21 protein-coding genes are annotated in these 22,574 nt (G+C 63.5%); 13 read left to right on the top strand and 8 right to left on the bottom strand.

Features of this window, described 5'->3' with window-relative positions; all coding sequences use genetic code 11:
* The first annotated feature begins 204 nt into the window (after positions 1 to 204).
* The 11 genes from DTX69_RS26550 (at position 205) to DTX69_RS26500 (ending at position 14,051) form a co-directional block, all read left to right on the top strand.
* Positions 205 to 2,622 (top strand): GcvT family protein, encoded by a 2,418-nt coding sequence (locus tag DTX69_RS26550; protein ID WP_119304607.1) that lies wholly within the window; start codon positions 205 to 207, stop codon positions 2,620 to 2,622.
* Between the two features lie 157 nt (positions 2,623 to 2,779).
* Positions 2,780 to 3,610, top strand: a complete 831-nt coding sequence (locus DTX69_RS26545) for an ectoine synthase (RefSeq protein WP_119304606.1) — start codon at positions 2,780 to 2,782, stop codon at positions 3,608 to 3,610.
* An 86-nt stretch (positions 3,611 to 3,696) separates the two neighbouring features.
* Positions 3,697 to 6,135, top strand: a complete 2,439-nt coding sequence (locus DTX69_RS26540) for a GcvT family protein (RefSeq protein WP_119304605.1) — start codon at positions 3,697 to 3,699, stop codon at positions 6,133 to 6,135.
* A 256-nt stretch (positions 6,136 to 6,391) separates the two neighbouring features.
* Positions 6,392 to 7,624, top strand: coding sequence for a dienelactone hydrolase family protein (locus tag DTX69_RS26535; protein WP_119304604.1), 1,233 nt, complete (start codon positions 6,392 to 6,394; stop codon positions 7,622 to 7,624).
* Positions 7,625 to 7,629: 5 nt separating this feature from the next.
* A complete protein-coding gene (locus DTX69_RS30855; protein ID WP_284736091.1) occupies positions 7,630 to 9,126 on the top strand; it encodes an SDR family oxidoreductase in 1,497 nt (498 codons plus the stop codon).
* A 41-nt stretch (positions 9,127 to 9,167) separates the two neighbouring features.
* Positions 9,168 to 9,953 (top strand): ABC transporter ATP-binding protein, encoded by a 786-nt coding sequence (locus DTX69_RS26525; protein ID WP_119304603.1) that lies wholly within the window; start codon positions 9,168 to 9,170, stop codon positions 9,951 to 9,953.
* Positions 9,950 to 10,654 carry an ABC transporter ATP-binding protein gene (locus DTX69_RS26520; protein WP_119304602.1) on the top strand — a complete coding sequence of 235 codons (705 nt, stop codon included), beginning with the start codon at positions 9,950 to 9,952 and terminating at the stop codon, positions 10,652 to 10,654. The genes DTX69_RS26525 and DTX69_RS26520 overlap by 4 nt, the downstream gene beginning before the upstream one ends.
* 171 nt (positions 10,655 to 10,825) lie before the next feature.
* Positions 10,826 to 11,722: a branched-chain amino acid ABC transporter permease gene (locus tag DTX69_RS26515; RefSeq protein WP_119304601.1), complete on the top strand. Its 897-nt coding sequence runs from the start codon at positions 10,826 to 10,828 to the stop codon at positions 11,720 to 11,722.
* The gene (locus DTX69_RS26510; RefSeq protein WP_119304600.1) at positions 11,722 to 12,684 is read left to right on the top strand and encodes a branched-chain amino acid ABC transporter permease; all 963 of its coding nucleotides are present in this window, start codon (positions 11,722 to 11,724) and stop codon (positions 12,682 to 12,684) included. The genes DTX69_RS26515 and DTX69_RS26510 overlap by 1 nt, the downstream gene beginning before the upstream one ends.
* 10 nt (positions 12,685 to 12,694) lie before the next feature.
* The gene (locus DTX69_RS26505) at positions 12,695 to 13,681 is read left to right on the top strand and encodes a nucleoside hydrolase (protein WP_119304599.1); all 987 of its coding nucleotides are present in this window, start codon (positions 12,695 to 12,697) and stop codon (positions 13,679 to 13,681) included.
* Entirely contained in the window at positions 13,674 to 14,051 is a 378-nt protein-coding gene (locus tag DTX69_RS26500; RefSeq protein ID WP_119304598.1) for a YybH family protein, read from the top strand. The genes DTX69_RS26505 and DTX69_RS26500 overlap by 8 nt, the downstream gene beginning before the upstream one ends.
* Positions 14,052 to 14,165: 114 nt before the next feature.
* On the opposite strand, the gene DTX69_RS26495 is transcribed toward DTX69_RS26500, so the two are convergent.
* The 3 genes from DTX69_RS26495 to DTX69_RS26485 all read right to left on the bottom strand — a co-directional run bounded on the left by DTX69_RS26495 (position 14,166) and on the right by DTX69_RS26485 (position 16,892).
* On the bottom strand, positions 14,166 to 15,230 hold the full coding sequence (locus DTX69_RS26495; protein WP_119304597.1) for an aldo/keto reductase: 1,065 nt from the start codon (positions 15,228 to 15,230) through the stop codon (positions 14,166 to 14,168).
* Positions 15,231 to 15,358: 128 nt separating this feature from the next.
* A complete protein-coding gene (locus tag DTX69_RS26490) occupies positions 15,359 to 16,138 on the bottom strand; it encodes a DUF1194 domain-containing protein (protein ID WP_119304596.1) in 780 nt (259 codons plus the stop codon).
* An 88-nt stretch (positions 16,139 to 16,226) separates the two neighbouring features.
* Positions 16,227 to 16,892 (bottom strand): haloacid dehalogenase type II, encoded by a 666-nt coding sequence (locus DTX69_RS26485; protein WP_119304595.1) that lies wholly within the window; start codon positions 16,890 to 16,892, stop codon positions 16,227 to 16,229.
* Positions 16,893 to 17,035: 143 nt separating this feature from the next.
* Here DTX69_RS26485 and DTX69_RS26480 point away from each other — a divergent pair, with 143 nt between their 5' ends.
* Positions 17,036 to 17,641, top strand: a complete 606-nt coding sequence (locus DTX69_RS26480; RefSeq protein WP_119304594.1) for a response regulator — start codon at positions 17,036 to 17,038, stop codon at positions 17,639 to 17,641.
* Positions 17,638 to 18,075, top strand: coding sequence for a hypothetical protein (locus DTX69_RS26475; RefSeq protein ID WP_119304593.1), 438 nt, complete (start codon positions 17,638 to 17,640; stop codon positions 18,073 to 18,075). Before DTX69_RS26480 ends, DTX69_RS26475 begins: the two co-directional genes overlap by 4 nt.
* A 62-nt stretch (positions 18,076 to 18,137) precedes the next feature.
* Here DTX69_RS26475 and DTX69_RS26470 read toward each other — a convergent pair whose 3' ends face one another.
* The 5 genes from DTX69_RS26470 to metC all read right to left on the bottom strand — a co-directional run bounded on the left by DTX69_RS26470 (position 18,138) and on the right by metC (position 22,524).
* The gene (locus DTX69_RS26470; protein WP_119304592.1) at positions 18,138 to 19,352 is read right to left on the bottom strand and encodes an ABC transporter substrate-binding protein; all 1,215 of its coding nucleotides are present in this window, start codon (positions 19,350 to 19,352) and stop codon (positions 18,138 to 18,140) included.
* A gap of 28 nt (positions 19,353 to 19,380) precedes the next feature.
* Entirely contained in the window at positions 19,381 to 19,623 is a 243-nt protein-coding gene (locus DTX69_RS26465; RefSeq protein ID WP_119304591.1) for an Lrp/AsnC ligand binding domain-containing protein, read from the bottom strand.
* Positions 19,624 to 19,711: 88 nt separating this feature from the next.
* Positions 19,712 to 20,950, bottom strand: a complete 1,239-nt coding sequence (gene kynU / locus DTX69_RS26460; protein ID WP_284736090.1) for a kynureninase — start codon at positions 20,948 to 20,950, stop codon at positions 19,712 to 19,714.
* On the bottom strand, positions 20,947 to 21,342 hold the full coding sequence (gene hisI / locus DTX69_RS26455) for a phosphoribosyl-AMP cyclohydrolase (protein ID WP_119304590.1): 396 nt from the start codon (positions 21,340 to 21,342) through the stop codon (positions 20,947 to 20,949). The genes kynU and hisI overlap by 4 nt, the downstream gene beginning before the upstream one ends.
* Entirely contained in the window at positions 21,343 to 22,524 is a 1,182-nt protein-coding gene (gene metC / locus DTX69_RS26450) for a cystathionine beta-lyase (protein ID WP_119304589.1), read from the bottom strand. It lies immediately after the preceding gene.
* Between the last annotated feature and the right edge of the window lie 50 nt (positions 22,525 to 22,574).

Here is a 22,574-nt window from a genome sequence, read left to right as displayed (position 1 = left end):
TCTTGGCCCGCGATCAGTCACGATCGCACCAACAGGCCGGACATATGGACGCAAGCGATCGGACCTGCTCAACCATCCAATCAACCTTGCAGGCAAAGGGCCGTCCACATATGGATGGACGTGCCAAGTACGACCATGACGAATGAACAGGGTAAGAGCGATGCGCATTGAGCATCGCGCGAAGAGAGTGAAGGGGAGAAACTCATGACCGATCACGCGCGCGTGGTCATCATCGGCGGCGGGGCTGTGGGGTGCAGCACGCTCTATCATCTGGCCAAGATGGGATGGACCGACTGCCTTCTGCTGGAGATGAATGAGCTGTCTTCGGGCTCCACCTGGCATGCAGCGGGCAACGTCCCGAACTTCTCCACCTCTTGGAACATCATCAAGCTGCAGCGCCATTCCTCGAAGCTCTATACGCGGCTGGGCGACGAGGTCGGTTATCCGATCAACTACCACATCACCGGCTCGATCCGCCTCGCCAACAACAAGGAGCGGATGGACGAATACCGCCACGTCGCGGCCATGGCGCGGGCGCAGGGCATCGAGTTCGAGGTGATCGGCGCCAACGAGATCAAGAACAAGTATCCGTTCATGGAAATGGACGGCGTGCTGGGTGGACTCTACGACCCCTTCGACGGCGACATCGACCCGAGTCAGCTGGTGCAGGCCTATGCCAAAGGCGCCAAGGATCTGGGCTCGCGCATCCAACGCTTCACGCGCGTGACGGCGCTGGAACGCGCCGACAGCGAATGGCTGGTGAAGACGGACAAGGGCGACATCCGCTGCGAGATCGTGGTGAACGCCGCCGGCTATCGCGCGGGCGAGATCATGGCATTGGTCGGGCAGTATCTGCCGATCATCTCCATGTCGCACCAGTACCTGGTCACCGAGATGATCCCGGAGCTGGAGGCGCGCAAGGAGAAGCTGCCGCTGCTGCGAGATCCGGATGTTTCGTACTATCTGCGGCAGGAGCGCCAGGGGCTGCTGCTCGGCCCCTACGAGTGGCAGGCAACGCCGCATTGGCTGGACGGCATTCCGGAAGACTTCGCCTACCAGCTCTGGCCGGACGATCTGGAGCGGCTGGAAACGTATATCGAGAAGGCGATCGAGCGCGTGCCTCTACTTGGCACCGTGGGCGTGCAGCGCGTCATCAACGGCCCGATCCCGTACTCGCCGGACGGCAATCCCTATATCGGCCCGGCACACGGGCTGCCGAACTTCTACCAGGCGTGCTGTTTCTCCTTCGGCATCTCGCAGTCGGGCGGCGCCGGTAAGACCGCGGCGGAATGGATCGCGCATGGTGAGCCGGAGTGGGATTTCTGGACCTTGGATCCGCGGCGCTATACCGACTACGCCACCAAGCGCTACGTGGTCGACAAGGCGGTCGAGCTCTACCAGAACGAATACGCCATCGCATTCCCGGCCAACGAGTGGCCGGCCGGGCGGCCTGCCAAGACCACGGCGCTCTACGAGAAGCTGAAAGCCAAAGGCGCGTCGTTCGGCGCGCGCGGCGGATGGGAGCGGGCGGCCTGGTTCCCGCGCCAGGGCGATGATCCATCGCGTAAGCCAAGCTTCCGCCGCACCAGCTGGCACGACGCCGTGGCCGAGGAGTGCAGAGCAGTGCGCGAGCGGGTCGGCATCCTCGATCTCGGCGGCTTCACCAAGCTGGTGATCGAAGGCGAGGGCGCCAACGATTGGCTGGATCACATGATCTGCGGGAAGCTGCCGAAGCTCAATCGCATGAGCCTCAGCTACATGCTGAACGACAAGGGCGGCATCGTCAGCGAGTTCACCATCACGCGCTTCGGTGACGACAAGTTCTACCTGATGTCTGCCGCGGCCGCCGAATGGCACGATCTGGATTGGCTCGAGAAGCACATGCCGAAGGACGGCTCGATCCGGATCGAGAATTTGTCGGCGCGCTATGGCTCGATCATCATCGCCGGTCCGAAGTCGCGCGACGTGCTGAGCAAGGTCACAGAGGCTGATCTCTCCAACAAGGCATTTCCGTGGCTGTCCGCCAAATACATCGAGATCGGCTATGCCCGCATGCTGGCGATGCGAGTCAACTACGTCGGCGAACTGGGCTGGGAGCTGCACGTGCCCATGGAGCAGATGGTGCCGATCTATGACGCGCTGTGGGAAGCGGGCGAGCGATTCGATATCCGCGACTTCGGCATGTACGCGATGGATTCGCTGCGCCTGGAGAAGGTCTATCGCGGCTGGAAGAGCGACATGACCCACGAATACACGCCGCTGATGGCGAGCCTGGACCGCTTCGTCGATTTCCAGAAGCCGGACTTCCGCGGCCTCAAGGCGCTGGTGAAAGAGCGTGAGACGGGGCCGAAGGAGCGCTTCGTGCCACTGATCCTCGAGGACGCAAAGGATTGCGATGCGCCCGCCTGCGCGCCGGTCTATCGCGGTGAGGAGCTGGTGGGCCTCGTCACCTCCGGTGGCTACGGCCACACCATCGGCAAGAGTATCGCGCTCGCTTACGTGCGCACGGATCTCGCTATGGTCGGTCAGAAGCTCGAGATCGAGGTGTTCGGCGACCGCCGCAAGGCGGTAGTCAGCCAGGAGCCGATCTTCGATCCGGACAATGTGCGGTTAAGGGCGTAGCATGCATATGCCGCTGAAACACTCCACGCGGGTTGCGGAATGCGTCACGGCACTGCTGGTGGAGATTCGGATTATAGCCGATCGCGAAGCCAAGATTAGCTGAACAGGACCCGCCTCTCCACTCCAAACCTCGAACGACCGAAAAGGAAGGTATGCCGTGTTTATTCGCACGCTTGACGAGCTCGAGAAGCTCGGACGCATCAGGCTACCGTTCGGCAATGATACGTTTCGTTCTGCGCGCTTCCTCACCGCCACTGACGGCATGGGCTACTCGTACAACGAGAACCGAGCTAAGAAGGGCATTGATGCGGTCATCTGGCTAAAGCACCACTGGGAGGCCAACTACATCATCTCCGGCAAGGGCGAGGTGACGGATCTAACGAGTGGAGAGAGGTGGCTCCTCGACGCCCGCGTTCTTTACGTCGTCGGACCCAATGACCGGCATCGCTTCCTGGTAACGGAAGACATCCATCATATAAGCATCTTCTGCCCACCGCTCAGAGGAGACGAGCGATTCGACGAGGATGGCGCCTACGAGGCCAGCGGCCCTATCGAGAAGACCGACCGGCGCATGTTCGTCAAACGCGCAGACGAGATGCGTCGGGCCGGGAAGGAGATGATTGCGGCCAACGGGCAGGCACGCACTCTCCGTATGCTGGTCAAAGCCGATGACCTCGGCTTCGGATTCTCGGACGTACACCTCGCTGCGGGCGCCGACGCGACCCTCTGGTACAAGCATCACTGGGAGGCGAACCACATCATTTCCGGCACCGGCGAGGTGACCGACCTCACTACCGGCCAGACATGGAAGCTCGAACCCAGCATGGCCTACAACGTGGGACCCAAGGACCGGCACCGCGTGCGCGCCCATACCGACATTCATCTCGTGAGCGTATTTTGCCCGCCGCTTGTGGGTAACGAGCAGCACGACGAGGACGGAGCACTTGCCCCGAGCGGACCGGTCCCGCCAGGCCCAGCAGGCTATTGAGTATCCCGTGCAGCGGAAAGGTCGGCTCTTGAGTGTCCGGGACTAGCATGTCGGAATATCTGCCAGAAGAGTGAGGGAGCTACCGTATGGCACTTCCAACGCAGGCGCGGGTCGTCATCATCGGCGGCGGCATCGCCGGCTGCTCAGTCGGGTATCATCTCGCCAAGCTCGGCTGGAAGGATGTCGTCCTGCTGGAGCGCAAGAAGCTGACCAGCGGCACGACGTGGCACGCGGCCGGCCTGGTGCGCGCGTCGCTCTATACCGCGAACTTGACCCGGCTCGCGAAATATACGGTCGATCTCTACACCAACCTGGAGAAAGAGACTGGGCAGGCGACCGGCTTCGTCCAGCCGGGCAGCCTTTCGATCGCGACCAACAAGGAAAGATGGGAAGAATTCCTGCGCGGCGCAGCGATGCTGCGCGGCTTCGACGTGATCGCGGAGGCGATCTCGCCTCGGGATGCGCAAAAGAAATGGCCGCTGCTCAATGTCGATGACGTGATCGGTGCGATCTATTACCCCAAGGACGGCAAGTGCAACCCCGCCGATGTGACGATGGCGCTGGCACGCGGTGCGCGCACAGGCGGTGTCAAGATTTTCGAGGACACCAAGGTCACGCGCGTCCTGACCAAGGATGGCCGCGTGACTGGAGTCGAAACAGAGCAGGGGGTCATCACCTGCGAGTATGTCGTCAATTGCGGTGGCATGTGGGCGGGTGGCATCGGCAGGCAGGTCGGCGTCGATATCCCGCTGCAGGCCTGCGAACATTTCTACATCGTGACCGAGCCGATGGAGGGCATGAATCCTGACCTGCCGGTGCTGCGCGACATGGACGCTTGTGCCTACTACAAGGAGGACGCCGGCAAGCTGCTGCTGGGCGCGTTCGAGCCGAAGGCAAAGCCTTGGGCGGTCGACGGCGTTCCAGAGGATTTCTGCTTCGATGAGCTGCCGGAGGATTTCGATCACTTCACGCCGATCCTGGAGGGCGCCATGCATCGTGTGCCGTCACTGCAGAAGGTCGGCATCCGCAAATTCTTCAACGGACCGGAGAGCTTCACCGCCGACCAGCGCTATGTGCTGGGCGAGGCGCCAACGCTGAAGAACTTCTTTGTCGCGGCCGGCTTCAACTCCATCGGCATCCAGTCGGGCGGCGGCGTTGGCTGGGCGCTGGCACACTGGATCGCGGAGGGCGAGCCGCCGTTCGATTTGTGGGACGTTGATATCCGCCGCTTCTCAGCCCACCACAGCGCGAAATCGTTCCTGGTGCCGCGCGTTTCAGAGGCGCTGGGCTTGCTTTATGCGATGCACTGGCCGTATCGGCAGTTCGAGACCTCGCGGGGCATCCGCAAGTCGCCGTTCTACGCGAAGGAGCAGGAGCTTGGCGCCTGCTTCGGCGAAGTCGCGGGCTACGAGCGGCCCAACTGGTATGCGCCGAAAGGCGTGAAGCCGGTCTATGAATATTCGTATGGAAGGCAGAACTGGTTCGAGTATTGCGGCGAGGAATGTCGAAATGCTCGCAACAATGTCGGCTTCTTCGACCAAAGCTCCTTCGCCAAATTCCTGGTGACCGGCAAAGATGCAGAGCGCGAACTGCAGCGCATCTCTTGCGCCGATGTCGGCCGGATCGGGCGCGCCACTTATACGCAGTGGCTGAACAAGAAGGGGCGGATCGAAGCGGACCTCACCGTCACCAAGCTGGCGGAGGAGCGCTTCCTGGGGGTGACCGCTGTCGCGACCGCGACGCGCGACTGGCACTACCTGAAGAGCAACGTCACGCCCGGTGCGGACGTGAGGATGGAGGATGTCAGCAATCTCTACGCCGTGCTCGGTGTCATGGGGCCGAACAGCCGCAAGCTGCTCGCCAAGCTGACCAGCGCTGATCTCTCGAACGAAGCCTATCCGTTCGGCACGGCCAAGGAGATCGAGTTCGGCTGGACCAAGGCGTTGGCGCTCCGCATCTCCTATGTCGGCGAGCTGGGCTGGGAGATCTACTTGCCGGCCGATTATGCGCTGGGCGCATTAGACCTCTTGCTGGAAGCGGGACAGGAGTTCGGCCTGAAGCCTGCCGGCATGCATGCCATGAACTTTCTGCGCCTGGAGAAGGCCTATCGCCACTGGGGCCACGATATCAGCCCGGACGATACGCCGCATGAGTCCGGCCTCGCCTTCCTGTGCGCGATGGACAAGGCAGTACCCTTCATCGGGCGTGAAGCCGTAGCGGCGGAGAAGGGCAAGCGCCTAACCAAGCGCCTGGTCCAGTTCGCGCTTCAGGACCCTGGGCCGCTGCTCTATCACAACGAGCCCATTTTCCTGAATGGTCGCAACGCGGGCTACATCACCTCGGCCGGCTACAGCTTCACGATGAACTGCGCGATCGGGATGGGCTACGTCCGGCACCCGGAGGGCGTCGACCAGGCGCTGCTCGAGGGCAGCAGCTTCGAGATCGAGGTGGCGGACAGGAAAGTGCCGGCGCGGGCGAGTTTGAAATCGTTCTACGATCCGAAGGGCGAGCGGCTGAAGATGTGATTCGGCGATGGGCGATCGTCACGCCGGCGTTGCTTCTGTTACTGTCATCCCGGCCTTGAGCCGGGATCCACCGACCTGCTGCACGTGCGACTGCGGCATGGACCCCCGAACAAGTCCGGGCTGACGGTGGTGTGGCGACGAGGGGCGTGCCTCGCGAGCGGCAAGGCGGCCCCCATCCCGGTTTACTTGCCCCCGTTCTTGCGGCTAGGGTGCTCCTGAAAATGCCCGAAAACGGGCGGGTCTGGGGAGCGCATCCATGGGAAGCTTTATCGAAATCACGTCTGCCGATGGCGGACGCTTCAAGGCCTATATGACGGTGCCGGCGAGCGGCCGAGGCCCGGGCATTGTGCTCTGTCAGGAGATTTTCGGCGTCAACGCCTATGTGCGCGAGGTCGCCGACCTCTATGCAGAGGAGGGCTACGTCGTGCTGGCGCCGGACCTGTTCTGGCGTATGCAGCCGATGGTCGACATGGGCTATTCGCCCGAAGAATGGCAGAAGGCGTTCGAGTTCTTCCAGAAGTTTGACGTCGATGCGGGCGTGAAGGACATCGCGGCATGCGTGCAGGCCCTGCGCGGCCGGCCGGAATGCACGGGCAAGGTCGGCGCGCTCGGCCACTGCCTCGGCGGCAAGCTTGCCTATCTCGCGGCGGCGCGCGCGGGCGTCGATTGCGCGGTCGGCTACTACGGCGTCGGCATCGAAGGGCATCTGAACGAGAAGGATAAGATCCGCTGCCCGATGGTGCTGCACATGGCGGGCGAGGACAAATACTGCCCCAAAGAGGCGCAGGAGCAGATCAAAGCGGCCCTTGGCAACCGCCCGGACGCCGAGATCTATACCTACCCAGGCCAGGATCACGCCTTCGCGCGCACCATGGGCGAGCACTTCAACAAGCCGGCGGCGAATCTTGCGCATTCACGCTCGATCGCTCTGTTCCGCCGTGTGATGGGCCCCAAGTACGATCTCTCGGCCTTGTGGGACAAGCATTGCGAATATGAGTTTGGGACCCGCGACGTGGCGGCGACCATGAAAACGATGGTCGCGGAGCCGTACGTCAACCATATCCCGACCATGACCGGCGGCGTGGGGCAGCAGGAGCTGGCGCGCTTCTACCAGCACCATTTCGTCAACGGGAATCCAGCGGACACCAAGCTCATCCCGGTCTCGCGCACCATCGGCGCCGATCGCGTGGTGGACGAGATGCTGTTCTGCTTCACACACGACCGCGAGATCGACTGGATGTTGCCGGGCGTTCCGCCGACCGGAAGGTATGTCGAGGTGCCGCTGGTCGCGATCGTCTGCTTCCGCGGCAACAAGATCTATCACGAGCACATCTACTGGGATCAGGCGTCGGTGCTGGCGCAGATCGGCCTGATCGACAAGGAGAGCCTGCCTGCGGCTGGCATCGAAAGCGCCAAGAAGCTGCTGGACGAAACGCTGCCTTCCAACACGTTGATGAAGCGCTGGGCGGAAAGCGCCGGCAAGGTCTGATCGCCATGCAGAATCCAGTCATCGAGAAGCTGCGCACCGGCGGCTGCGTCGGCGCGATGTGGGCAACGCTCGGCTCGCCGACCGTCGCCGAACTGATGGTGCAGGAAGGCATCGACGCGCTGGTCTTCGATATGCAGCATGGATTGTGGACTCGCCCGACGCTGGAGGCTGCGATCGGCATGACGCGCGCCAAGGCGACGCCGCTGGTGCGCACGCAGGACGATTCCTTCTTCGCCATCGGCAATGCGCTGGACAGCGGCGCGCTCGGCATCATCGTCCCAATGGTGGAAAGCGCGGAGCAGGCGAAGCGCGTGGTTGCGGCCGCCAAATATCCGCCCGAAGGGCGGCGCTCCTCCGGCGGCATCCGGCCCGCGATCGACATGAAGGCCGATCTGCCGAAGACCAACGCGGCGATCTTCGTCGCGGTGATGATCGAGACCGCAGCCGGCGTGGAGAATGCCGCCGCCATTGCCGCCGTGCCGGGCATCGACATGCTGTTCATCGGGCCGTTCGATCTCTCGGTAGCGACGGGCACTTTTCCCGACCTGGGTCCGAAGCACGAAGCGGCGATGCAGTCTGTCCTGCAGGCGGCCCGGAAAGCCGGTAAGTTCTGTGGGCTGTTCACCCCCGGTGTCACCATGGCCGCGGATCGACGCCTGCAGGGATTCCAGCTTGTAATCTTGGCCTACGATCAGGATCTGGTGCAGACGCCGTCCAAGGCATCGATCCGGCGATACAACGGCGCGCCGGGCAAGGATCTGATCAAGGATGCGGTGGCGCTGGTGACCGGCTGCAACCGTGGCATCGGGCCGGAGACGGTGCGGGCGCTGCTCAAGGCCGGCGCCAGGAAGATCTATGTCGGCGCGCGCAAGCTCGATGGAATCAAGAGCTTGCTCGCGGAAGCGCCGGATCGTCTTCAGGCAATGGAGATCGACGTCACCAATGGCGCGCAGATCGCGGCGGCCGTCGAGACCGCGCGTGACGTCACGCTGCTGGTCAACAATGGCGGCATCAACTTCAACACGCCGCTGTTTGCGATCAATGGCACGGATAATGCGCGGCGGGAGATGGAGGTGAACTATTTCGGCACGCTGGCGATGTGCCGCGCCTTCCAGCCGATCTTGAAAGCGAATGGCGGCGGGGCCATCGTCAACATGCTGTCGATCCTCTCCCACGTGAACCTGCCGCTGATGGGCTCGCTCTGCGCCTCCAAGGCGGCGCTCTACAGCCTGACCCAGGCGCTGCGCGCGGAGCTGAAGGCGCAGGACACCCATGTCATGGGTGTGCTGCCCGGCGCGGTCGAAACCGACATGACGGCCGGCGTCAACGTGCCGAAGATCCAGCCCTCCTATGTGGCGGCCGCGATCGTCGACGGCCTGCACCGGCGCGCCGAGGAAATCTATCCCGGCGACATGGCGGCCGGCGTGTTCTATGGATTGTCGGGGGATCCGAAGGCGGTGGAGCACGAGTTCGCCAATTACCTGCCGGAGGCGCGGCTCTAGGCAATGTGCCAATCGGGAGCGCGCCGGAAAGTGCGCGCGGCATGATCCAAGTCGAGCATGTGAGCAAGAGTTTCGGCGGCATCCACGCGGTGGATGATTGCTCGCTGGCCGTTGCGCGCGGCTCGATAACCGGGCTGATCGGGCCGAACGGCGCCGGCAAGTCGACCCTGTTCAACATCATCGCGGGTCTGTTCGCGCCGAATTCCGGGCGCGTGCTGCTCGATAGCGAGGACGTTACCGGCTGGCCCGCGCACCGGCTGTTTCATCGCGGGCTCGCGCGCACCTTCCAGATCGCGCAGGAATTCTCGCGCATGACGGTGATCGAGAACCTCATGGCCGTACCGCCGAAGCAGTCCGGCGAGAACCTGCTGCGTGCCTGGTTCGACTGGAGCACGGTCATCGGTGAGGAGCAGGGGCTGCACGCGCGGGCGCGTGAGGTATTGGCACAGCTGCGCCTCACGCATCTCGAGCGCGAATATGCCGGCAATCTCTCCGGCGGTCAGAAGAAGCTGCTGGAGCTTGGCCGCACCATGATGATCCGGCCCAAGGTGGTGCTGCTGGATGAGCTGGGGGCCGGCGTCAATCGCACGCTACTGAGCGAACTGGCGGGAGAGATCGAGCGGCTCAATCGCGAGCACGGCTACACCTTCTTCGTCATCGAGCACGACATGGATCTGATCGCGCGGCTGTGCGATCCGGTGATCGTGATGGCGGAGGGCAGGGTCCTCACCCAAGGCACGATGGCAGAGATCCGCAGCAACGAAGCGGTGATCGAAGCCTACCTTGGTGCGCGCCATCACAAGCCGGCCCCGGAGGCGCGGCCATGAGCCTACTGCAGATCGACAAGCTGGTAGCAGGCTATGGTGCAGTCGACATCCTCAACGGCATCGACTTGGCGGTCGAGCCGGGCAAGATTTCCGTGATCGTCGGGCCGAACGGTGCCGGCAAATCGACAGCGCTGAAGGCGATCTTCGGCCTGGCGCAGATCCGCGAGGGCCGTGTGCTGTTCCAGGGTGACGACATCACGCGCCAGCCGGCCGACAGGCTGGTGGCGCGCGGCATCGCGTATGTGCCGCAGGAGCGCAATGTCTTCCGCTCGCTCAGCGTGCGCGAGAACCTGGAAATGGGCGCGTTCCTGAAACCCGGCGACATTGCGCGGCGTATCGAAGCGGTGATGGGGCTGTTTCCGCCCTTGCGAGAGAAACTGAAGCAAGCGGCAGGTGAGCTCTCTGGCGGGCAGCGCCAGATGGTCGCGATGGGCCGCGCTCTGATGCTCGAGCCGAAGCTGCTGATGCTGGATGAGCCGACGGCGGGCCTGTCGCCGCTCTACATGGACCAGATCTTCGACCGCGTCATCGCGATCAACCAGAGCGGCGTCGGTGTCCTGCTGGTCGAGCAGAACGCCAAGCAAGCGCTTGCCATCGGCCATGTCGGCTACGTCCTCGCCACGGGCCGCAACCGCTTCACGGACAGTGCGGCCAATCTGCTGGTCAATCGTGAAGTGGCCGAATCGTTTCTGGGTGGGTGAGAGGATGCAAGTGCCGACATGCAGCATGGGCGCGCTTCCCCCTCTCCCAAATTGGGGGAGGGTTGGGGTGGGGGAAGCGAGCGAAGGTTCTCTCCCATCGTGCGGCGGCTTCCTCCTCCCTAACTCTCCCCCAGTTTGGGAGACGGGATACAGGAATGGGGGAAGGTCGACATGATCGCCCTCAGCGATTTCATCAATCTGTATCTGCTGCCCGGCCTCGTGGTCGGGTGCATCTATGCGCTGGGGGCGATCGGGATTTCGCTGCTGTTCGGCATTCTGCGCTTTGCGCATTTCGCGCATGGCGACATGATGACGCTCGGCGCCTATCTCGCGATCATCTTCACCGCGAATTTCGACTGGAGCCCCTACGCGGCGCTGCCGATCACGGTGATCGGTACGGCGCTCGTGGCGCTGCTGCTGGATCGTGCGTTCTACAAGCCGTTCCGCCGCTCCGCTGGGATCGTGACAGTCATCGCATCCTTTGGCGTCATGCTGATGCTGCGGTCCGCCATCCAGCTGATCTGGGGTGTCGATGTGAAGACCTACGACATCGGCATCCGTTTCCCGATGGAGTTCGGGATGCTGAAGATCGCGCCGCGCCAGGTGACGATCGTGCTGGTCACCGCCGCGCTTGTTATCGCGCTGCATCTGTTCTTGAGCCGCACGCGCCTCGGCAAAGCCATGCGGGCGGTCAGCGACGATCCGGACCTTGCGCGCGTCTCCGGCATCAACGTGGAGCAGGTGGTGCGCTGGACCTGGATTATCGGAGCCGGTTTGGCGGCCGCAGGCGGCGTCTTCATCGGCATCCAGACGAAGGTGCATCCCAACATGGGATGGGACCTGCTGCTGCCCTTGTTCGCGGCGGCGGTGCTGGGCGGCATCGGGCGGCCGTACGGCGCGGTCGCCGGCGGGCTGGCCATCGGGCTGTGCCAGGAGCTGGCAACCTATCCCTGGTTCTCGGAAGAGCCCTTCATCGCGCCGGGCTACAAGCCGGCTGTCGCGTTCTCGGTGATGGTCATCATGCTGATCTGGCGGCCGACCGGGCTGTTCCGGGGGAGGGCGTTCTGATGGATATCTTCTCCCCCGGCTTCCTCAACTATCTGATCTCCCTCGGCACGATGAGCGGCATCTATGCCGTGCTCTGCCTCGGCCTCAATCTGCAATGGGGCTTTGCCGGCTTGTTCAACGCCGGCATCGCAGCCTTCTTCGCCATCGGCGCTTACACGACCGCGATCCTGACGACGCCGGAAAGCCCGAACTATCTCGGTGGGTTCGGGTTGCCGATCGTGCTTGCCTGGCCGATCGCGATGCTGCTTAGCGGCGTGATCGCATGGGCGATCGGGCGCATCTGCCTGCGGCTGCGCGGCGACTATCTGGCGATGGCGACCATCGGCATCGCGGAAGTGATCCGGCTCCTTATCAAGAACGAGGCATGGCTGACGGCCGGCACGCGCGGCATTCCCAACATCGCGCGGCCGTTCGAAGGGCTGCCCAGCACGTGGAACCATCTCGCGTTCATGGGGCTAGTGATGGCGTTGGTCGCGATCATTTACTGGGCGGCGGAGCGGGCCTGGGCCTCGCCCTGGGGCCGCACCATGCGCGCCATCCGCGACAGCGACATGGCGGCCGCCGCGATCGGCAAGGACGTGACACAGTTCCGCGTCGAGGCTTTCGTGCTGGGCGCCATGGTGATGGCACTGGGTGGCGCCTTGTCGGCGCACTACTTCAAGTTCCTTGGGCTCAGCGCGACCGAGCCGATGATGGTGACCTTCCTGGTCTGGGTCATGCTGATCGTCGGCGGCAGCGGCAACAATCGCGGCGCGATCCTGGGCGCACTGATCATATGGATCATCTGGTCGGCGACGGAACTGCTGACCAACCGTCTGCCGGGCGAGTGGATCACCCGCACCAGCTACATCCGCGTGCTGTTGATCGGGATCTTGCTGCAAGTGGTTCTGCAGCGCTTCGCCAAGGGCCTGGTGCCGGAGCGGCCGCCGCGGATGATCGACGACAAGCCTGAAAGCCGCTAGGCTCGGCGCCATGGCAAAGCGCAAACTGATTCTCGATGTCGATACCGGGACCGATGATGCCGTCGCAGTGATGCTGGCGGCGCTGCATCCGGCGCTGGATCTGGTCGGCTGCACGACGGTCAACGGCAATGTCGAAGTGCAATACTGCACCGACAACACGCTGCGCGTGCTGGATCACGTCGGACGCAGCGACATTCCGGTCTATGAGGGACTGGCGCGGCCGCTGGTCCGGCCTGATTTTCCGATCCCGCGCGCTGTGAACGATTTGGCCGGGCAGATCCACGGCCGAACCCTGTCGGTGCCGCCATCCGGACGCCGCAAGGCAGACGTCGGCGCGGTCGAGTTCCTGATCGAGACCTACCGCAACACGACCGACGAGATCACGCTGGTGCCGGTGGCGCCGCTCACCAACATCGCGACGGCACTGACGCTCTATCCCAAGCTGATCGAGCGCGTGCCAGAGATCGTGATCATGGGCGGCGGCCATGAAGTGGGTAACATCACGCCGTCGGCCGAGTTCAACATCTGGGGCGATCCGGAGGCAGCCTCCATCGTGTTTGCCGCCAAGTTCCGGAAGATCACGATGGTACCGCTCGATGCCACCCACCGCGCGCTGGTCTCATATGACGATTGCGAGAACCTGCGCGCGCTCGGCACGCCGGCGGGCACTGCCGCGGCGGAGTTCATCGGCCATCGCATCCAGGCGCACGACGCGATCCAGCGCATGGCGGTCGCCGGCACCACGCCGGTGCATGATGCCGTGTGCGTCGGCTACCTGGTCGATCCGGCGATTATCACCACGCGCCGGCATCGTGTGGCGGTGGAGACCAGCGGCACGCTGACGGTGGGACGCACGGTCATCGACACGCATTTCCGCGGCGGCGGAGAGCCGCAATGCGATGTGGCGTTCGACGCGGACGCGGGGCGGTTCATCGCGCTGTTGCTGGAGACGTTTGGGAAAAGTCCACGACATTTGGCGGAGTGTCATTATGAGTGATCTAACCAGAAGGGAACCGATCTACGATCCCCAGGAATTAGAGCGGCAGCTGGTAGTTAGCGAGAACGCAGGTGACGTCACTGGCATGACCGCTTTGTTTGAGCCGGACGCGGTGATTGACCTCGGCGACGGACGGCTGGTGCGAGGCAAGGGAGCTATTCATGAGTTTTTCACCAAACTCCAAGTTACTGGGTTGGGACCGGAAGGACGAAGGTTCAAGCTAGGGGAGCAGCGCCCAGTACTTATTTGCGGTGATCTGGCCCTCACTTCGACGCGCAGCATTGATGGTGACATAACCACTGAGGTTGCGCGGCGCCAAGACGATGGAACGTGGCTTTGGGTGATCGACAGGTGGTCTGTCACCTGGTGATTGACAGGTTAGTTGAATCCAAGCCATGCGCCTTGTCCACGATGCCCCTAACCGGACAGCAGTGTGCCGAGCACGACCATGACGGGGTAGGGCGGGCGGCAAGGCCGTTCTGCTCTAGAACCGCGACGGCCCCTTCACGAACGCCGCGAGCAGTGCCAAATCCGCGGGGCCGAGGCGGTCGCGGGCGGTGCTGGCTTGGTGCCAATAGGGGTAGAGCAGGGTCGGCGCGCTCACCTCATCCAGCTTGTCGCGCTCCTCTTGCGTTAGCTTCAGCTCGACACTAGGCAGGTTGGCCTTCAGCTGCTCCTCGTTGCGCGCGCCGATCACCAGCGAAGTAATGCCCGGCCGGCCCAGCGACCAGGCCAGCGCGACCTGCACGGCCGGCACGCCTTTCGCTTCGGCGATGGCGACCAGCACCTCGATGGTGTCATAGAGCTTCTTCTCATCATAGATCGGCGGCTCGCCCCAGGCTTGCAGATGGCGGCCTTCCGGCATCGGCTTGCCGCGGCGGTATTTGCCGGAGAGCAGGCCGCCGGCGAGCGGGCTCCACACCAGGATGCCGAGACCCTGGTCGAGCGTGATCGGGATCAGCTCATATTCCGCTTCGCGGCCCTGGAGCGAGTAATAGATCTGCTGGCTGACGAAGCGCGAGCGGCCGTCGCGGTCGGCGATCGCGAGCGCCTTCATGATGTGCCAGCCGGAATAGTTGGAGCAGCCGACATAGCGGATCTTGCCGGCCTTGAGCAGCGTGTCCAGCGCCTCCATGGTCTCTTCGAGGGGCGTCAGGCCGTCCCACTCGTGCACCTGGTAGAGGTCGATGACATCGCGCTTCAGACGGCGCAGGCTGCCCTCGCATTCGTGGATGATGTGATGGCGCGACAGACCGGCCTCGTTCGGTCCCGTGCCCATCGGGAAGCGGACCTTGGTCGCGATCATCAGATCCTTGCGACCGCCCTCCAGCGCTTCGCCGATCATCTCTTCGGAGCGGCCGGTGGAATAGACGTTGGCCGTGTCGAGCAGGTTGATGCCGGCGTCGCGGCCGATATCGATGATGCGCCGCGCCTCTTGCACGCTCGAATTGCCGGCTTTGGCGAAAAACCCCTCTCCGCCGAAGGTCATGGTACCCAAGGTGAGCACGGAAACTTTCAGGCCGGATCGCCCTAGGAGCCGATATTCCATCGTGTGCCTCGTCTATTTCGCTGGTCCAGTGAGGATCGGAAAGCGCAATGAGGCGGACAATATAGCATGCGAGGCGAAAATCCATCCCCGCCGCGGGGCAGGCTTGTGACGCGAGGTCTATCCCTCAATCACTCTGCAAACGCAAAGGTTTCGGAACCGTCGCCGCTACCCGGCGATGAAATGAGCTCGCGCAGGAGCTTTCGCTTGAGGGCTTCGCCGAAGGCGGCGTAGTCCCGCACTTCCACGAGGAAGCTGCCGGGCCCGCCGATCACATGATTGCGATAGAATTCGACCGGATCCTCGTGGCCCCATTGCTGCGTGGCATAGCTCAGGTGACCGTCGAAAGTCCCGATCGGGCGATCGTCTATGATGGGCAAGGCATTGATCGTGATACCAGCGGCGACAGCAAAGTCCCGGACGATCGCTGCTCGGCCGCCATCGTGTGGATGGTCGCTGGCCACATCGATCACGCGCCGCGCGCCGCCCACGTCGGCCGCCGTCAGCATGTCCGCGGCCTTCCTGATGCTGGGCGCGAGTGCGGTATTACCGGAGCTCGTGCGTATGGCGGCAGCGACTGCCTCGCCGAAGGCCTGGGCCGAGGCGGCGTCGGTCAACACATCCCAGCCCTTCACGACAATGAACTCATCCTTGCCCGAGAACTCGACATAGGAGATTGCAATGCCCTTGGAATTGGCGAGGATGGCTTGGATGACCTGCGGGTCGGAGAAGGCGGCCTTGTAGCCTTCCTTCACCATCGCATATTCGCGATCATCCATGCTCTGCGAGACGTCTGTCAGCAGCACAAGCGCCAGATCCACGGGCCGGTCGATCGGCTCTTCTGCGCGCACGGGCGCGATCGCCATTCCGCAGATCAACACAGCGCCGAGGGCGAGAGCGAACGGACGCATCGGTGACTCCTTTTCGGGGACGAAGCGCGGGCAGGTTGCTCGACGCTAACATGCACGCGTGCGACGTGCCATCCGCCCTTGGATCAAGCTATGCCACGTGTGCCACGAGATCGCGGAGGCTCCCGATCACCGTCGCGTGGCCTGCGATGTCATATTCTTCCGGCTGGCCAATGCGATTGATCCAGAAGGTGCGGAATCCGAAACCGGCCGCACCGGCTGCGTCCCAGGCATTTGCCGAGACGAAGGTGATTTCCTCTGCCGGCGCACCAACCCAGGCACGACCCAATCCATAGACCTTGCGGTCCGGCTTGAAGATCTGCAGCGGCGCGACCGAGAGCACGGCATCGAGTGATGTTCGGATCCCGGCGGCCTGCAATCCGGTCTCCAGCATGTCCGGGTCGCCGTTGGAAAGCGCGGCCAGACACCGGCTCTGCGCTCGAAGCGCCGTCAGGGCTTCTGCAACCTCCGGAAAGGCGTCGAGCTTCTCATAGGCCGTCATGAGGCGATCTCGCAGCACAGCTGAGTGGATGCCATGAGAGGTGAGCGCGAAATCCAACGCAGCTTCGGTCAACGCGCGGAAACTGCGATGCGCTCCGCGCAATGACCACACCCAAGTATATTCGAGTTGCTTCTGCCGCCACAGCCGAGAGACCGCGTCTGCGGTCGGTCCCAGCTCTTTTCCTTCGCGCGCAATCGCCGAATGAACGTCCAGCAAAGTGCCGTAAACATCGAACAGGACAGCGCGAATTGGCATGGGTGCAATTTTCCACAAATGCGCATCGCAGCGCGGTGTGAGGATCGCGAGTTCCGGGTCCCGAGCATTAAAGCCGCATTAACTCCTCGCCCGGCAAGAATCGCACGTGATCGATCCCATGGTCAAATCTTGAGACTGGGCGCATGGCTGGCAACCGCATGAAGGCACAGAGCGCAGAGCACCGGGCCTCGATCGTCGGTAAGCCGGTCGGCCTGTCTCCGGTTGCGCGTCGGACATTCGGCCGCGAAGTGCCGGCGCTCGATCTCGGCGGCATTTCCCTGCTGGTCATCAACGACAACGAGTTCGTGCGCACCTACATGCAGCGACTGTTCTCCATCATGCGTGTCGGCAGCGTCGTGACCTGCGCCAATCCGCGCTCCGCGCGCGCCGAGATCGCGACGGTCCGGCCCGACATCGTGGTGATCGACCTCGACCTGACTGGGATGGACGGCTTGGAGCTGCTGCACGACATCCGCCGCGGCGGCGCCGGCATTCCGAGCGATATCGCAATCCTGGTGGCATCGGCTTATGTAGACCGCGACTATGTTGGAAAGGCACGCGACGCTGGCGCCAACTGGATCCTGGTCAAGCCGCTCACCTTTCGGCGCCTGTACGAGGGGCTGGTGCGTGTCATCATGGACGAGCGCGCGTTCGTCGAGGGCGATGTCTATGTCGGCCCCGACCGGCGCGTACTGGTCGGCATGGCTGGCTATGACGGCGTCGAACGCCGCAAGGATCCCCAACTATGAGCCGAGCACTGCGCGACAAGGTGCGCGTCATGCCGCACGAACGTCTGCGTCGCATGGAAGCGGTGGCCAGCGTCGCAATGCTCGAGCTCAGCACCTCGTTCCGCCGTCACGTCAACCGGACGCTACGCGACATGTTCGTGCTGATGTCCGCGCCGCGGCACGATGACAACGTGTGGCGCTCCAAGCTCCACGACCTGGCGCGCGACCTGCAGAGCGTCGGCGGCTCATTCGATTACGGCCTGCTCACCACCATCGGCGAAGCCATGTGCCGCACCATCAAGGACGAAGCGTTGCCGACCGAGAGCAGCCTGCAACGCAAGCTCGCCGCCTACGCCGCCGCCTTGGACGCCATCATCCGCATCGATCTCAAGGGGGATGGCGGGGATGATGGAAGGGAGCTGCTTTCAGTTCTGAGAATCAAGCCGGCGGCTTAATGTTCAAAGAAAAAGGGCCCGGATTGGGACCGAGCCCTTTATCATCGCTCATTCACTGCTCATCAAGGCGTAACCAATCCGACTTCCTTGTAGCCAGTGCCCTCGACCACAAAGTGGCCGATCACGCCTGCGACGTCGCCTTTGTCGTCGAAGTCCATCGAGCCGGTGGCGCCTGTGTAGTCGATGTCGGTGCCGGCCTTGATGAGCTCGAGCGCCTTGGCCCAGTCGCCGGGGCCGACCGACTCGCCCGGGGGATTGGCGACCTCGCGCAGGGCGTCGCGCACCTTCTCGCGATCGGTGCCGCCGGCCTGCTGTATGGCGAGCGCGGCGAGGATCACCGAGTCATAGACCTGGCCGATGAAGATCTTGTCCTTGGTACTCTGGAACTTTGCGGCATAGAGCTGCTGGAACTTGTCTGCCGCCTCGCTCTTCGGCGAGGAGGGCGAGGTGAAGAACGAGTCCTTGAGATGCTCCGCGCCGATCTTCTCGATCAGCAGATTGTCGCGCAGACCGTCCGTGCCGATGAAGCGCTTGAACAGGCCGTTCTCGAGCGCCTCCTTCACCAGCGTCAGGCCGGAATCGCCCGCATAGGCGATGATCACAAGCGCCTCGGGTCCGCCCTTCGACAAGGTCGCCAGCTCCGTGGTGTAGGAGGGCTGCTTCTCCTCATGCTTCACCTCGGCGGTGATGGTGCCGCCGAGCGACTTGTAGTGATCGGCGAACGCCTTGGCGAGCGGCGCGGCATAGTCGTTGTTGGCGTAGGTCAGCGCGACTTTCTTCACCCCCTGGTCCATGGTCAGCTTCGCCAGCACCTGGCCCTGGTAGGCGTCCGACGGGACAACGCGAAACACCCAATCGTTGTCGGCGAAGTTGGTCATTTCGGGCGAGGTCGCGGTCGGCGAGATCTGCATGATGCCGGTCGGCACGATCACGCTGTTGGCCGCCGCGATCGTCGTGCCGGACATCAGCGCGCCGACAATGGCGGCCGCGTTCTCGATGTTCACCAGCTTGTTCGCGGCGTCGACGGCGCCTTGCGACGATCCGGTGGTGTCGCCGATCACGCTCACCATCCTGCCGCCGAGAAGGCCGCCGCCGGCATTGACCTCCTCAGTCGCCAATGTGACGGAATCGAGCATCGGCGGAATGAAGTTCGCGATCGGGCCGGTGACGTCGAAGAGGATGCCGACCTTCACGTCCGCTGCGTTGGCCGTGGAGGCTGCCATGGCGGCAGCCAGGATGGAAGTGGCGCCCAGCAGCGCCTGTTTGCGGAAACTCATGTGCCCTCCCCATTGAGATTTTTTGGGTTCAAGTGAATGCGTTGAAGGTGATGATGGTCAACGTGTCCTTGACGTTCGGCAGCGTTTGCAGCCGCCCGGTGACGAAGCGGCCGACATCCATGTCGCTCTGCAGGTTGCACTTGACCAGCAAGTCGTAGGTGCCGGAGATCGAATAGAGCTCGCTCACTTCCTCGATGGTATCGAGCGCGCGCGCGGCCACGTCATAAGCCGTGCCCGGATCGCATTTGACCATCACGAAAATCGGCCGCATGGCAAGCTCGCTTCAATTCACACTGATAACTGGCGGCATGTTGCCCCGCTTGGCGGGGAAAATCCAGCCCCGGCGGTGTTCCGAACCGTCAGGTGACAGCTGCGCGGCGGCGGAATTCCGGCCTTTGCCACTCCATTCCGGCCATTACAGCCTTGAGCTGCGCCACCGCATCCCAGATATCGACAAAGGACACGTAGAGGGGGGCGAAGCCGAAGCGCAGGATGTCCGGCGCCCGAAAGTCGCCGATCACACCGCGGGCGATCAGCGCCTGCATGATGGGATAGCCTTCCGGATGCCGAAAGGACACCTGACTACCGCGCTCGGCCGCACTGCGCGGCGAGGCAAGGACGAGGCCGCTGTCCGGCAGCTCCTGCTCCACCAACGCGATGAAGAGGTCACCCAGCGCGCCGGATTTGCGGCGCAGGGACCCAAGCTCGACATCGGCGAACAGATCGAGCCCAGCCTCCAAGGCGGTGAGGCTGAGAATCGGCGGCGTGCCGACCAGGAAGCGATCGATGCCGGGCCGCGGCCGGTAATCCAGATCGAATGCAAAGGGCGCGTCGTGGCCCATCCAGCCGAACAAGGGCTGTTCCGCGCGCTCGTGCCAGCGCTCGGCCACGAAGATGAAGGCCGGAGCACCGGGCCCGCCATTCAAATACTTGTAGCCGCAGCCGACCGCGAAATCCGCGCCGCAGCCGTTGAGATCGACCGGAAAGGCGCCAGCGGAATGCGCCAGGTCCCAAAGGGTGAGGGCGCCCGTGTCGTGTGCTGCCTTGGTAAGCGCTGCCATGTCGTGCAGCTGGCCGGTGCGGTAATCCACCTCAGTGAGCATCAGCACGGCAACGTCTTTGGTCAGCGATGCCGTGATCTGGTCGGATGAAACGATTTTGAGCTCGTGCTTGGCGCCGAGCAGTTTCGCCAGTCCCTGGGCCATGTAGAGATCGGTCGGAAAGTTCCCGTCATCGGACAGGATGATGTGCCGATCGGGCCGCAGGCGCAGGACGGCGTCCAGCGCTTTGAAGACGTTGAGCGAGGTCGAATCCGCGACCACCACTTCGTGCGGCTGGGCGCCGATCAGCCGCGCAATCTTCGCACCGACACGCTGCGGTGCGCCGATCCAATCATGTAGGTTCCAACTCTTGATCAGGTCCTGGCCCCATTGCCGGGCCATGACATCGCGCACGCGCTGCTCCGCCTGCTTGGGTAGTGCGCCCAGCGAATTGCCATCGAGATAGACGATCCGTTCCGGCAGCGCGAAGGCGTCGCGGTACCGCGCCAGCGGGTCGGCCGTATCCATCTCCCGGCAGTGCTGCAGCGAAATGCTCATGGCTTGTCGTAGAGCTTTTCCGGTGCGATCTGGACATCGGCGATGATTGTGCGCGCGCCGTCGCGGATCGCAGTGAAGAAGCAAGAGCGCCGGCCGGTGTGGCAGGCAACACCCGTCTGGTCGACCAGCAGCAGCAGGCAATCATTGTCGCAGTCGATGCGCAGCTCGATCAGCCGCTGCACCTGGCCCGAGCTCTCGCCCTTGCGCCACAGTTTGGCGCGCGAGCGCGACCAGTAGCAGACGCGGCCGGTCTCAAGCGTCTCTTTGATCGCAGCGCGGTTCATCCAGGCCATCATCAGCACTTCGCCGGTGTCGTGCTGCTGCGCGATCGCCGGCACCAGGCCGTTGGCATCGAAGGCGACGCTGTCCAGGAAGCCCTGCGGCGCACCCATTCACTCACCCCTGTAGCGCGCCAGACCATCCTCGAGATCGGCGATCAGATCCTCGGGATCCTCGAGGCCGGCATGGATGCGCAGTGTGCGGCCGACCGCGTGCCAGGGCTTGGCGGTGCGGCAGGTCTTGAGATCAGCCCGGATCATCAGGCTTTCAAAGCCGCCCCAGCTATAACCCATGCCGAACAGGCGCATGCTATCCAGCATACGCTCCACCTGCTCCGGTTTGCAGGGCTTCAGCACCACCGCGAACAGGCCGGAAGCGCCCGTGTAGTCGCGCCTCCAGAACTCATGTCCCGGCGTGCCGGGCAAGGCGGGATGCAGGACCTGCTCCACCTCGGGCCGATCGGCCAGCCAGCGCGCGAGGATCAACGCCGTCTCCTGATGCTGCACCAGGCGCGCATGCAGCGTCCGCATTCCGCGCAGTGCGTTATAGGCATCATCAGCCGAGACGGCATGGCCTATGTAGCCATGCGCCATCTTGGCGGCTGTCTTGTGCAGCGCCGCGGGGCAGGTGAGGATCCCCATCATCATGTCGGAATGCCCGCCGATATACTTGGAGGCGGAGTAGACGCCGATGTCGATGCCGTGAGCCGGCGGCTTGAAGAACAGCGGCGTGGCCCAGGTATTGTCGAGGATGGTGCGGCAGCCCGCTTGCCTGGCCGCCGCGACAATCGCCGGTATATCCTGCGTTTCGAAGGTCAGCGAGCCGGGGCTCTCCAGATAGATCGCCTTGGTGTTCGGCCGGATCAGCCCGGCGATCCCGGCGCCGATCATCGGGTCATAATAGGTGGTCTCGACCCCGATCCTGGCGAGCAGTCCATCGCAGATCTCGCGCGTCGGCTCATAGGCGCTGTCGACCATCAGCAGGCTGTCGCCTGGGCTGAGACTGATGAGCAGGGCCGTGGAAACGGCCGCTACGCCGGACGGCAGGATGATGGCCCGTTCCGACCCTTCGAGGGCCGTGAAAGCCTCCGCCAGCAGCCGGTGAGTCTGCGTGCCGTCACGGCCGTAGGTGACGGTTTCATATTTGTGCCTGTAGCGCTCGCGCAGGTCCTGGACGGACCGGAACAGGACCGTCGAAGCCCGGTAGACCGGCGGGTTAACCACTCCCTGGTGCTCGTGCGGATGGCTGCCGGCGTGGGTGGCGACCGTGCGGTCCTTTTTACCCTGTTGGGCCATGCTCTTAGGTCCCGGTTTATACGAGTAGATGCTTGTAGCACCCGGCTGGA

The sequence above is a fragment of the Dongia deserti genome, from assembly GCF_003574735.1.
In the GTDB taxonomy this organism is placed as follows: Bacteria; Pseudomonadota; Alphaproteobacteria; order Dongiales; family Dongiaceae; genus Dongia_A; species Dongia_A deserti.
The sequence above is the reverse complement of the archived record's forward strand: the minus strand, read 5'-3'. Positions and strand labels throughout refer to the sequence as shown.